The following is a 12,633-nucleotide window of genomic DNA, read 5'->3' as shown; positions in this document are numbered from 1 at the left end:
CCGGTGATCAATTGCGCTAGGATTTTTCTTTTTCAAGTAATGCGGATTAATACCGATCGAATTTGAGCGCGCAATTAAATTGGCGGGCTTTTAAAACAGAAAAGCCGGTCTTTGCAGACCGGCTTTTCGGTGGATTGACGGCGCATTGCCGTCGGTACTGCCATCGTTTAGCGTTTCAAGCCGCTTTCTTCATTTGCGCCGATCGCGAGATTCATACACTGGATCGCCGCGCCCGATGCGCCCTTGCCCAGGTTGTCCAGGCGCGCGACGGTCACGAAGCGCTCTTCGTTGCCGAACACGAACAGGTCGACGCGGTTGGTGTCGTTGTTCGCCTGCACGTCGAAGAAGCCGCTGTCCAGATTCGCGTCGGCATCGAACGGCGCGACGCGCACGAACGCTTCGCCCGCGTAGTACTCGGCGAACAGTGCCTGTACGTCTTGCGGCGTGGCCTTCTTCGCCAACTGGTTCGGCGAGAAGAACGTAGTGACCGCAAGGCCCTTGTAGAAGTCGCCGACGATCGGCGTGAAGATCGGCGCCGACTTCAGACCGGTGTGGGCCGCCATTTCCGGCAGATGCTTGTGCGTGAGGCCGAGCGCGTACGGACGCGGGCTCTTGAGCTTGTCGTTGCCGGCGGCTTCATAGTCGGCAATCATCTTTTTGCCGCCGCCGCTGTAGCCGGTGATCGAATAAGCGTGCGCGGCGAACTCGGGCGCCACCACGCCGGCTTCGACGAGCGGACGCATGGCCAGCACGAAGGCCGATGCGTGGCAGCCCGGCACGGCGATGCGTTTGGCCGTGCGCAGACGCTCGCGCTGCGGGCGAGCCAGCTCGGGCAGGCCGTACGCCCAGTCGGCGGAAGTGCGGAACGCGGTGCTCGCGTCGATCAGCACGGTGCGGTCGTTGGCGACCAGCGAGGCGGATTCGCGCGACGCGACATCCGGCAGGCACAGGAACGTGACGTCCGACGCATTGATGAGACGGCGGCGCTCTTCGAGGTCTTTGCGCTTCGCTTCTTCGATACGCAGGATCTCCACGTCGGCGCGTTGCGACAGGTATTCAAAAATCTTCAGGCCGGTCGTGCCTTCCTGTCCGTCGACAAAAACTTTCGTGCTCATCTCGATCTCACTCGCTTGCTGGAAACGGGGGCGCGACGCCGCGCCGGAACGCTATTTTAAGACCTCATCGCGGCGGGCGTGCAAAACAGGGTGAAAAAACGACGATGCGCGCTGAAAGTGACATCGTCGTGACCCGTTGCGCGGTAGATGCCGGCCGATGCGGCCCGGTTCGCTACAGAGAACCCAGCGCGTTCAGCCGCGCGCGGCGATCCAGCGTGTGGTGACGCCGGCGACGCGGGCGCCGAACAGGCGCGCCGTCTCAAGGTCGCCGTGCGGCGGCGCTTCCTCCGGCGACGCATCGGCCGGCGATTGCGTAAGCAGTCCGGTCGAGCCGCCCACGTAGTTCAGATCGTTGCGGGTCGCCGCCTTGGTGTTCGACGGCATCATGCCGGTGCCTGCCCAGATCATGCCGTGTTGCATCGCGAGCGTGACGAAGTACTGGATCGTCGAGAACTTGTCGCCGTTCATGGTCGCTGAGTTGGTGAAGCCGGCCGCGATCTTGTCTTTCCACGTCTGGCCGAACCAGGGTTTCGAGCTTGCGTCGGCGAACTTCTTGAAGTCGGCCGAGGGGCCGCCCATGTAAGTCGGCGCGCCGAAGATGATGGCGTCGGCCGCGGCCAGCTCGGACCAGGCCGCCTCGTCGATTTCGCCGACGGGCAGGAGCCGCGCCTGCGCGCCGGTTTCGACGATGCCTGTGAACACGGCTTCGGCGACCTTCTTCGTGTGGCCGTAACCGCTGTGATAAACGATGACGATTTTCGACATGACACTCTCCGGCAAAAGTGAAACAGGATGGGGCGATCAGGCATGGCAATGGTGCGGTTAGTGCAAGCGGTGCGGATCGTGCGCATAGGCAGCGGCGCTCGCTGCAGCAGCCGGCGCGCGCACCGCCGGCTCGTAACTCGGCATGCGCGGATGACAGAGATTCCGCGCGGGCGGGAAGTCAATGCAAGCCGTGCGCCAGGCACAACGCCAGGTCGATGCGTTTCGATTGGAGGGATCGAATCGAACTCGTTGGACGAAGCTACCGTCCGTAGCTGACCGCCATCCGCGCACTGCCGAGCGACGCGGTGCCAATCTCGTGATCGAACATCAGCGCGGGACGCCCTTGTGCGAGGCGCAGGTCGGCCGTGCTCAATGCATAAACGGTGATGACGTAACGATGCGGTTTGCCCGGCGGCGGACACGGGCCGCCGTAGCCGTCGGTATCGAAGTCGTTGCGCGCTTCGACCGCGCCGAGCTTCGTGAGGAAACCGGAGGCGCTCGCGTTTTCGGGCAAACTGTCGACCTTCGCCGGAATACCGGCGACGGCCCAATGCCACCAGCCGCGCCCGGGTGCATCCTGGTCGAACATGGTGATCGCGAAACTGCGCGTGCCGGCCGGTGCATCGCGCCACGTCAATTGCGGTGAACGGTTGCCGCCTTTGCAGTGGGCCTCATTGAAAACCTGGGCGGCTTCGACCTTGCCGCCGCTGCGGAAACTGCCGCTCGTCAACGTGAAAGTTCCTTCGGCGAGCGCGCGCGGACTATGCGCTACGGATAGTGCAAGACCTAGCATCGCGCAGGTGAAGAACGGCGTACGGTGAAGCGGTGAAGCCAGCGAAACAACCAGGCAACGCGAGCGCATGTGCCGGTTCTCCTGTCAGGGCGCGAGACGGTTGTTCTCGCGATGGTTATTGTCCTTAACTGTGCCCCAAGGTCGAATCAAGTCTAACATTAGCTCTGCGATACATCATTGTTGCCGTGCTTCAGGATTTGCGGATAGGAAATCGGCTATAGTCGGAGGAATTACCGGCGCGATCCCGGCCCGCGTTTCCCTTCGTGTGAGTAGCCAGCATAGAAAGACATGGTAGAAGTTGTGGAGAGTGGTTTATCAATCGAGAGGAGGGCGATGCAAGATCCACTCAGGGTTGTGGTCGCCGACGATCACCCGGTCATTCTGTTCGGCGCGGAACACGCGCTGCTCAAGTTTCCCGGGCTGGAGATCGTCGGACGCGCGCGGCAGTCAACCGAGCTGGTCAAGATGCTGCAAACCGCCGCTTGCGACGTGCTCGTCACGGATCTGGCAATGCCGGGCGGCCAATATGGCGACGGCCTGCAGTTGATCGGCTATTTGCGCCGCAATTTCCCGAACCTTCCCATCGTCGTGCTCACCATGCTCGAGAACACCGCATTGCTCAAGCGGCTGAGCGAACTGGGCGTGACGTCGGTCGTCAATAAATCGGACGATCTGAGCCACATTGGGCTCGCGGTGCAGCACGTCAGCCGCAACCTCGAATACATGAGTCCGTCGGTGAAGGCATCGCTCGATGCGCTGCGCATGAATTCCGGCGGCAAGACCGACGAAGTCATGCTGTCCAAACGCGAACTGGAAGTCGTGCGTCTGTTCGTCTCGGGCATGACGATCAAGGAAATCTCGGAGCAACTCAACCGCAGCATCAAGACGATCAGCACGCAGAAGAACACGGCAATGCGCAAGCTCGGCATCGATCGAGATTCCGAATTGTTCCAGTACGCGCAGAGCAACGGCTTGCTGAACCTGTCGTCGCATGCGCCGGACGATTTGGGCGACGCGTCCTAACGCCGCGCGTGAGGTACAGAACAAAAAAGCCGCCTGTCGTGAGACAGGCGGCTTTTTCTATTCGAACTGAGTAAAGCAGCTGCGCTTACTGCGGCGTTGCGTTTGCACCGCCATGCGCTGCCGACCATTCAGCCGGTGCGTGCAGGAATTTTTCCACTTCGTCGAGCGTCTTCGTGTCGAAGTACTTGTTTTCTTTGGCGACACGCAACACGTCCCACCACGTGGCCAGCGCGTGCAGATCGACGTCGATGTCTTTCAGCACCGACACGCTTTCCTTGAAGATGTTGTAGTGGAACAGCACGAAGCAATGATTCACCGTCGCGCCGGCGGTGCGCAGCGCGTTGATGAAGTTGATCTTGCTGCGGCTGTCGGTGGTCAGGTCTTCGACCAGCAGCACGCGCTGACCTTCGGTCAGCAGGCCTTCGATCTGCGCGTTACGGCCGAAACCCTTCGGCTTCTTGCGCACGTATTGCATCGGCACCATCAGGCGGTCGGACAGCCATGCCGCGAACGGGATGCCGGCGGTTTCGCCACCGGCCACCGCGTCGATCTGCTCGTAGCCGACGTCGCGCAAGATGGTGGCTTCGGCCATTTCCATCAGGCCACGCCGCACGCGCGGATACGAAATCAGCTTGCGGCAGTCGATATAAACCGGGCTCGCCCAGCCGGACGTGAAAATGTACGGTTTCTCCGCGTTGAAGTGCACTGCCTGAACTTCCAGCAGCATTTTTGCGGTCGTGTCGGAGATCGTCTGGCGATCGAAGCCTGTCATGGGCGGGATCCTTGGGTGTGAGCGAGGAGAAGCGGGCGCAGGGCCCGGTGGCGCAGCAAGCGAGGTATGCCGCGCCATGCTGGGCGGAATACGCTGCCGGTCAGTGGCGCCGTTTAGTGGACAAAGGCCGGTTTTTGCTGCGCGCGTAGGCCGACATTTTACCCGAAATGGTCTCTTCCGAGGGGGGCGTCGTGCGGTGGCGGCGCGAAGCATGGTCATGACGGCCGCGCCTGGCAGGTGTCGCCGGCCGCGCAGGAAGCCGGCCGCCGGTTCTGTCCCGCCGCGCGGCCGCTGCATTTTGGACTCGCTTGTGAGCGACCGGGGGCGCCTTTACACTCACGCGAATTTCTCGGGCGCCGCTTCGTGTTGCGTCCATCTGACCTACGGAATGCTTTCAATGACTGCCGCCTCCTCCGCCACCGACACCCGTGCGCCCGAGAAAAATGGCTATGCGGGCCGCGCACTGCTCGCCTCGGTGCTCGGCTATGCAATGGACGGCTTCGATCTGCTGATCCTCGGCTTCATGCTGCCGGTGATCGCCGCCGATCTGCATCTCACCTCGACCCAGGCCGGGTCGCTCGTCACGTGGACACTGATCGGCGCGGTCGCGGGCGGTCTGATCTTCGGCGTGCTGAGCGACTACTTGGGCCGCGTGCGAATGCTGACGTGGACGATCCTGATCTTCGCTATCTTCACCGGCTTGTGCGCGCTGGCGCAGGGCTATACGGACCTGCTGATCTATCGGACTATCGCGGGCATTGGACTGGGCGGCGAGTTCGGCATCGGCATGGCGCTGGTCGCGGAAGCATGGCCGGCGTCGCAGCGGGCGCGCGCGTCGTCGTATGTCGGGCTCGGCTGGCAGCTCGGTGTGCTGGCGGCCGCGTTGCTGACACCGCTGCTGTTGCCGGTGATCGGCTGGCGCGGCATGTTCGCGCTCGGACTGTTGCCCGCGGTCGTGTCGTTCTTCGTGCGCCGCCGGGTCGAGGAGCCCGCGTTGTTCAACGAGCGCGTGGCGCGCGGCATGCGCAAGCTGCCGTTCAAACTGCTGATCGCCGACGGCCGCACCACGCGCGCGAGCATCGGCGTCGCGATTCTCTGCTCGGTGCAGAACTTCGGCTACTACGGCCTGATGATCTGGCTGCCGACCTATCTGTCGCAGACCTTCGGCTATTCGCTGACCAAGTCCGGCGTGTGGACGGCGGTGACGATTCTCGGCATGGCGAGCGGCATCTGGCTGTTCGGCATCGCGGCGGATCGCTTCGGCCGCAAGCCGACTTTTCTGTTCTACCAGGCGGGCGCCGTGGTGATGGTGTTCATCTACGCGCACCTGAGCACGCCGATGGCGCTGCTGATCGGCGGCGCGGCGATGGGCGTGTTCGTCAACGGCATGATCGGCGGCTACGGCGCGCTGATTTCCGAACTCTATCCGACCGATGCGCGCGCCACCGCGCAGAACGTGCTGTTCAACGTCGGGCGCGCGGTCGGCGGTTTCGGGCCCGTTGTGGTGGGCGCATTGGCCGCACGCTACTCGTTCGGCGCGGCGCTCGCGCTGCTCGCGTCGATCTATCTGCTCGACATCTTCGCGACGCTTTTTCTGATTCCCGAGCGGCGCGGCGCCGAGCTCGAATAAGCGGGAACGGCCTGCGCAGGCCTACGCGCAAACCGGCGCATCACGCTCGGCACGACGGCCGCGCGATGCGGCGTCGCAGCATTGCCGGCGTGTGTTTCGCCGATGGCGAGTCCTGTTAACCACTCAGTGCATCGACGCATGCGGGGTGTACACTAACCGGCCCGCGAAGCACTCCGCGCTGTCCATGGAATGTCCTGTTCGTCGTCGCGGTTCAACGCCACGCCTACCCGGCGCATGCGCAAAACCGCCTCGGTCGGTGCTCGATCCGACACATGCAGGCGATACCGGCGGTGCGGTGTGCCCGGCCCAATTTCTTACGTCTCGCAGGCCAAAAAATGGACGAACAACTTAAGCAAAGCGCTCTCGCATACCACCAGAATCCGAAACCCGGCAAGATTTCGGTTACGCCCACCAAGCCCCTGTCGAACCAGCTCGATCTGTCGCTCGCGTATTCGCCGGGTGTCGCCGCAGCCTGCATGGCGATCTACGACGAACCGCTCGACGCGCAGAAGTACACGTCGCGCGGCAACCTCGTCGGCGTGATCACGAACGGCACGGCCGTGCTCGGCCTCGGCAACATCGGCCCGCTCGCCGCGAAGCCGGTGATGGAAGGCAAGGGTTGTCTGTTCAAGAAGTTCGCGGGCATCGACGTGTTCGACATCGAACTGAACGAATCCGATCCGGACAAGCTGGTCGAAGCGATCGCGATGCTCGAGCCGACGCTCGGCGGCATCAACCTCGAAGACATCAAGGCGCCCGAGTGCTTCTACATCGAGAAGAAGCTGCGCGAGCGCATGAAGATTCCGGTCTTCCACGACGATCAGCACGGCACCGCGATCATCGCATCGGCGGCAATCCTGAACGGCCTGAAAGTGGTCGGCAAGAAGCTCGACGAAGTGAAGCTGGTGTGTTCGGGCGCGGGCGCGGCGGCTATCGCGTGTCTGGATCTGCTGGTGAACCTGGGTCTGTCGAAGAAGAACATTCTCGTCACCGACTCCAAGGGCGTGATCTACGAAGGTCGCGGCAACCTCGATCCGTCGAAGGAACGTTACGCGGCGAACACCGAAGCGCGCACGCTCGCCGACGCGATCCGCGGCGCCGACGTGTTCCTCGGCTGCTCGAGCGCAGGCGTGCTGAAGCCGGAGATGGTCGCCGAAATGGGCACCCAGCCGCTGATTCTCGCGCTCGCGAATCCGGAGCCGGAAATCCGCCCGGAAGACGCGAAGAAGGTTCGCCCGGACTGCATCATCGCGACCGGCCGTTCGGACTATCCGAACCAGGTCAACAACGTGCTGTGCTTCCCGTTCATCTTCCGCGGCGCGCTCGATGTCGGCGCGACCACGATCACGGAAGAAATGAAGCTCGCGTGCGTGCGCGCGATTGCCGAACTCGCCGAAGAAACCGATCAGGGCGATGAAGTCGCGAAGGCGTACGAAGGCCACTCGCTCGAATTCGGCCCGGAATACCTGATTCCGAAGCCGTTCGATCCGCGCCTGATCATCAAGATCGCGCCGGCCGTCGCGCAAGCGGCGATGGATTCGGGCGTCGCGACCCGTCCGATCAAAGATATGGACGCGTACCGCGAAGAACTCGGCACGACCGTCTATCGCACGGGCATGGTGATGCGTCCGGTGTTCGCGGCGGCGAAGTCGGAGCCGGCGCGCATCGTGTTCGCCGAAGGTGAAGACGAGCGCGTGCTGCGCGCCGCGCAATTCGTGCTGCTGGAAAAGATCGCCAAGCCGATTCTGGTGGGTCGTCCGTCGGTGATCGAGATGCGTCTGAAGAAGATGGGCTCGAAGTTGAAGTGCGGCGAAGACGTCGAGATCGTCGATCCGGAAGACGATCCGCGCTATCAGAAATGCTGGCAGGCGTATCACGAACTCGGCGCGCGCGAAGGCGTGACGCCGGACGTCGCGAAGGCCGCGATGCGCAAGTTCAACACGCTGATCGGCGCGATCCTCGTGCGCCTCGGCGAAGCCGACGGCATGATCTGCGGGATGATCGGCCAGTACCACACGCACCTGAAGTTTATCGAGCAGGTGCTGGGCAAGGCGGACAACGTGCAGAACTTCGCCGCGATGAATCTGCTGATGCTGCCGGGCCGCAATCTGTTCATCTGCGACACGTACGTGAACGAAACGCCGACCGCCGAACAGCTCGCCGACATGACGATGCTGGCCGCAGGTGAAATCGAGAAGTTCGGTATCACGCCGAAGGTCGCGTTGCTGTCGAACTCGAACTTCGGCAGTGCGCCGTCGTCGTCGTCGCAACGTATGGCCGCGGCTCGCAAGCTGATTGCCGAACGAGCACCGACGCTCGAGATCGACGGCGAGATGCACGGCGACGCGGCGTTGTCTGAAGTGGTCCGCAAGGCCGCGTTCCCCGGCACGACGCTGAGCGGCGAAGCGAACCTGCTGATCATGCCGAACGTCGAAGCGGCAAACATCGCGTACAACCTGCTGAAGATGGTCGGCGGCGAAGGCGTGACGGTGGGTCCGTTCCTGCTCGGCGCGGAAAAGCCGGTGCACGTTCTGACGCCGGCTGCGACCGTGCGCCGGATCATCAACATGACGGCGGTCGCGTCGGCCAACGCACGCAAGCCGGTGAACGCGAAGTAATGCGAATGGCTTGATGATGCGAGCGGCGTCGCTTGCACGCAATGCATGCGACGCCGCCGGCCGAAGAGAGAAATGCCACGGAAGTGATTTCGTGGCATTTTTTATAGCACGCAAAAAAGGCGGCAGTCCGCGAGGACCGCCGCCTTTGTCACTTATGCCCCGAGCGCTGATGAACCGATGAACCGGTCAAGCCATCAGGCTCACGCTGGAACGCTCACGCCGCGTGTTGCGTCTTGCCCGCCTCGGGCGAGCGCCAGCGCGTCAACAACTCGTTCCACTTGATCCGCACGCCCTTCAGGTTGTTTTCCTTCACGTGGCCATAACCGCGGATGCCGTCCGGCAGATTCGCCAGCTCAATCGCCAACTCGCGGTTCTGCGTGCTCAGTCCGCCGATCAGTTCACGCACCAGCGCCTCGTATTCGCCGATCAACGCGCGTTCGGTACGACGCTCCTCCGTCTTGCCGAACACGTCGAGCGCGGTGCCGCGCAGGAACTTGAATTTGGCGAGCACATGCATCGCGCTGAAAACCCACGGGCCGTACTTCTTTTTCACCAGATGACCCTGAGCATCCTTCTTCGAAAACGTCGGCGGCGCAAGGTGAATGTGCAGCTTCCAGTCGCCCTCGAAACTTGCCTTCAGCTTTTCGATGAACGCCGGATCGCTGTACAGACGCGCGACTTCGTACTCATCCTTGTACGCCATCAGCTTGTGCAGATTCTTCGCGACCGCTTCGGTCAGCGGCAACTGGCTGTCGATCGAATCGAGCGCGGCTTCCGCGTTCCGCACTTCCGACACCAGCGCGCGATAACGCTCGGCATACGCGCGGTTTTGCCAGGCGGCGAGGTAGTCGGCGCGCTTGTCGATCAGCGTGTCGAGCGCCTTCGGCGTATGCAGCGCGATGATCTTGCTGCTCGCCGTTTCCGCAGCGGCGCCGCGTCCCTGCGCTTGCACGAGCTTGCGCAGCGCGGCGAGATCATGCGCGGCGCGGCGGCCCCATTCGAAGGCCGCGCGATTCTTCTCGATCTGCACGTTGTTCAACTCGATCGCACGCATCAGCGATTGATACGTCAGCGGCACCCAGCCGCGCTGCCACGCGTAGCCGAGCACGAACGGGTTCGTGTAGATCGCATCGCCGAGCAACGCGACCGCGAAGTGATTCGCGTCGACCGTATCGACACCGTCGTCGCCCGCGCCGGCCCGCACGTCGGCTTCCGTGCTGCTGCCCGGGAAACGCCAGTTCGGATTCTTGATGAGTTCGGCGGTCGGCGTGTGCGCGCTGTTCAGCACCACGCGCGTGTGGCCCGCCTGCATCCGCGACACGCATTCGTCGCTCGCGGTGACGATCGCATCGCAGCCGATCACGAGGCTCGCTTCGCCCATTGCGATACGCGTCGCGTGGATGTCGGCCGGGTTCGTCGCGATCTGCACGTGGCTCATCACGGCGCCGCCTTTTTGCGCGAGGCCGGTGACGTCGAGCACGGTGACGCCCTTGTTCTCCAGATGCGCGGCCATGCCGAGCAGCGCGCCGATCGTCACCACGCCCGTGCCGCCGACGCCCGTGACCAGCACGCCGTAAGGACGGTCGATCGACGGCAGTTCCGGTTCCGGCACTGGCGGCATCGCGTCGCCGGCGACGCCCGAAGCAGCCTTTGGCTTGCGCAACTGACCGCCTTCAACGGAGACGAAGCTCGGGCAGAAGCCGTTCACGCACGAGAAGTCCTTGTTGCAGGTTGACTGGTTGATCTGGCGCTTGGTGCCGTACTCGGTGTCGAGCGGCTCGACCGACAGACAGTTCGACTTCACCGAGCAATCGCCGCAGCCTTCGCACACCGCTTCGTTGATCACGACGCGCCGCGCCGGGTCCGGATACGTGCCGCGTTTCCTGCGACGACGCTTCTCGGTCGCGCAGGTCTGGTCGTAGATCAGGATCGTGGTGCCAGGCAATTCGCGCAGCTGACGCTGCACTTCGTCGAGCTTGTCGCGATGGTGGATGTCGATGCCCGGCGCGAGGCCGACGTTGCCCGAGTACTTCTCCGGCTCGTCAGTGACGATCACGATTTTCGTCGCGCCTTCGGCGGCGAGCTGATGCGTGATCTGCGGCACGGTGAGCACGCCGTCGACCGGCTGGCCGCCCGTCATCGCGACCGCGTCGTTGTACAGCAGCTTGTAGGTGATGTTCGCTTTCGACGCGATCGCCGCGCGAATCGCCAGCAGGCCCGAGTGGAAGTAAGTGCCGTCGCCGAGATTGGCGAACACGTGCTTGTCGTTGGTGAACGGCGCCTGGCCGATCCACGCGACGCCTTCGCCGCCCATCTGGCTGAACGTGCTGGTGCTGCGGTCCATCCACACGGTCATGTAGTGGCAGCCGATGCCGGCCATCGCGCGCGAACCTTCCGGCACATTCGTCGACGTGTTGTGCGGGCAGCCCGAGCAGAACCACGGCTTGCGCTCGGCTTCGACGCGCGGACGCGCGAGCGCCTTTTCCTTCGCTTCGATCACGGCGATGCGTGTCGCGATGCGCGCGCGCACGTCCGACGGCAGATCGAACTTGTCGAGCCGCGTCGCGATCGCCTTCGCGATGATCGCCGGCGATAGCTCGTAGTGCGCGGGCAGCAGCCAGTTGCCCATCGGCACGGACCATTCGCCGCCCGCGCCGTCTTTCTCGTCGAACTTGCCGAACACGCGCGGGCGCTGCGCATCGGGCCAGTTATACAGCTCTTCCTTGATCGCGTATTCGAGAATCTGGCGTTTCTCTTCGACCACCAGGATCTCGTCGAGACCCTTCGCAAAGCTATGCGCGCCTTGCGCCTCGAGCGGCCATACGCAGCCGACCTTGTAGAGCCGGATGCCGATGCGCGCACAGGTTTCGTCATCGAGACCGAGGTCGGTCAGTGCCTGGCGCACGTCGAGATAGGCCTTGCCGCCGGTCATGATGCCGAAGCGCGCATGCGGCGAATCGATTTCGACGCGATCCAGCTTGTTCGCGCGCACGTAGGCGAGCGCGGCGTACCACTTGTAGTCGAGCAGACGCGCTTCCTGCACCAGCGGCGGATCGGGCCAGCGGATATTCAGGCCGCCCTCGGGCATCGCGAAGTCTTCCGGCAGAATGATCTTCGTGCGGTGCGGATCGATATCCACCGAAGCGGACGACTCGACCACGTCGGTCACGCACTTCATCGCAACCCAGAGGCCGGAGTAGCGGCTCATCGCCCAGCCGTGCAGACCGAAGTCGAGATATTCCTGCACGTTCGACGGAAACAGCACCGGCAGGCCGCACGCCTTGAAGATGTGTTCGGACTGATGCGCGAGTGTCGACGATTTGGCCGCGTGGTCATCGCCGGCGAGCACGAGTACGCCGCCATGCCGCGACGAGCCGGCCGAGTTGCCGTGCTTGAAGACGTCACCGCTGCGGTCGACGCCGGGGCCTTTGCCGTACCACATCGAGAACACGCCGTCGTATTTGGCGCTCGGGTACAGGTTGACTTGCTGCGAACCCCAGACGGCGGTCGCCGCGAGGTCTTCGTTGACGCCGGGCTGGAACACGACCTGATGCGCGGCGAGATGCTGTTTCGCCTTCCACAGGGATTGATCGAGTCCGCCGAGTGGCGATCCACGGTAGCCGGAGATGAAGCCGGCCGTATTGAGCCCGGCAGCCTTGTCGCGTTCCTGTTGCAGCATCGGCAGACGCACCAGCGCCTGGATGCCGCTCATATACGCGCGGCCGCGTTCGAGGGTGTATTTGTCGTCGAGCGTGACGGAAGACAACGCAGCTTCAAGCGAGGCTCGCTGGCCTGCGTCTAGCGGGGCATTCATTATGTGTACTCCTCCACTCAGTTTGGGATCACCAAAACTTTTTTTGGGCCGTGGCATCTTGTGAATGCGAAGGGCCGGGGCCGTCATATTGACGTCTTTTAAG

The 12,633-nt window shown here is 63.2% G+C and carries 8 protein-coding genes; 3 read left to right on the top strand and 5 right to left on the bottom strand.

The window, feature by feature from the left end; genetic code table 11:
- Positions 1 to 167: 167 nt before the first annotated feature.
- The 3 genes from argC to BGI01S_RS16000 form a co-directional block, all read right to left on the bottom strand.
- Positions 168 to 1,115, bottom strand: coding sequence for an N-acetyl-gamma-glutamyl-phosphate reductase (gene argC, locus BGI01S_RS16010; RefSeq protein ID WP_042326943.1), 948 nt, complete (start codon positions 1,113 to 1,115; stop codon positions 168 to 170).
- 192 nt (positions 1,116 to 1,307) lie between these two features.
- Positions 1,308 to 1,880 carry a flavodoxin family protein gene (locus tag BGI01S_RS16005; RefSeq protein ID WP_042326940.1) on the bottom strand — a complete coding sequence of 191 codons (573 nt, stop codon included), beginning with the start codon at positions 1,878 to 1,880 and terminating at the stop codon, positions 1,308 to 1,310.
- 259 nt (positions 1,881 to 2,139) lie between these two features.
- Positions 2,140 to 2,742 (bottom strand): YbhB/YbcL family Raf kinase inhibitor-like protein, encoded by a 603-nt coding sequence (locus BGI01S_RS16000; RefSeq protein WP_042326938.1) that lies wholly within the window; start codon positions 2,740 to 2,742, stop codon positions 2,140 to 2,142.
- Between the two features lie 264 nt (positions 2,743 to 3,006).
- Between BGI01S_RS16000 and BGI01S_RS15995 the strand changes: the two genes are divergently transcribed.
- Positions 3,007 to 3,696 carry a response regulator transcription factor gene (locus BGI01S_RS15995; protein WP_042326937.1) on the top strand — a complete coding sequence of 230 codons (690 nt, stop codon included), beginning with the start codon at positions 3,007 to 3,009 and terminating at the stop codon, positions 3,694 to 3,696.
- Between the two features lie 85 nt (positions 3,697 to 3,781).
- Here BGI01S_RS15995 and BGI01S_RS15990 read toward each other — a convergent pair whose 3' ends face one another.
- Positions 3,782 to 4,468 carry an orotate phosphoribosyltransferase gene (locus tag BGI01S_RS15990; RefSeq protein WP_042326936.1) on the bottom strand — a complete coding sequence of 229 codons (687 nt, stop codon included), beginning with the start codon at positions 4,466 to 4,468 and terminating at the stop codon, positions 3,782 to 3,784.
- 397 nt (positions 4,469 to 4,865) lie between these two features.
- Between BGI01S_RS15990 and BGI01S_RS15985 the strand changes: the two genes are divergently transcribed.
- Together BGI01S_RS15985 and BGI01S_RS15980 are read left to right on the top strand one after the other, a co-directional pair.
- The gene (locus tag BGI01S_RS15985) at positions 4,866 to 6,098 is read left to right on the top strand and encodes an MFS transporter (protein ID WP_042326933.1); all 1,233 of its coding nucleotides are present in this window, start codon (positions 4,866 to 4,868) and stop codon (positions 6,096 to 6,098) included.
- A 335-nt stretch (positions 6,099 to 6,433) separates the two neighbouring features.
- Positions 6,434 to 8,716, top strand: coding sequence for an NADP-dependent malic enzyme (locus BGI01S_RS15980; protein WP_042326931.1), 2,283 nt, complete (start codon positions 6,434 to 6,436; stop codon positions 8,714 to 8,716).
- Between the two features lie 214 nt (positions 8,717 to 8,930).
- Here BGI01S_RS15980 and BGI01S_RS15975 read toward each other — a convergent pair whose 3' ends face one another.
- Positions 8,931 to 12,530 (bottom strand): indolepyruvate ferredoxin oxidoreductase family protein, encoded by a 3,600-nt coding sequence (locus BGI01S_RS15975; RefSeq protein WP_042326929.1) that lies wholly within the window; start codon positions 12,528 to 12,530, stop codon positions 8,931 to 8,933.
- Positions 12,531 to 12,633: the final 103 nt, after the last annotated feature.

The sequence above is a fragment of the Paraburkholderia ginsengisoli NBRC 100965 genome (assembly GCF_000739735.1).
In the GTDB taxonomy this organism is placed as follows: Bacteria; Pseudomonadota; Gammaproteobacteria; order Burkholderiales; family Burkholderiaceae; genus Paraburkholderia; species Paraburkholderia ginsengisoli.
Note: the sequence above shows the minus strand (reverse complement) of the source record. Positions and strands in the feature narration are given on the sequence as shown.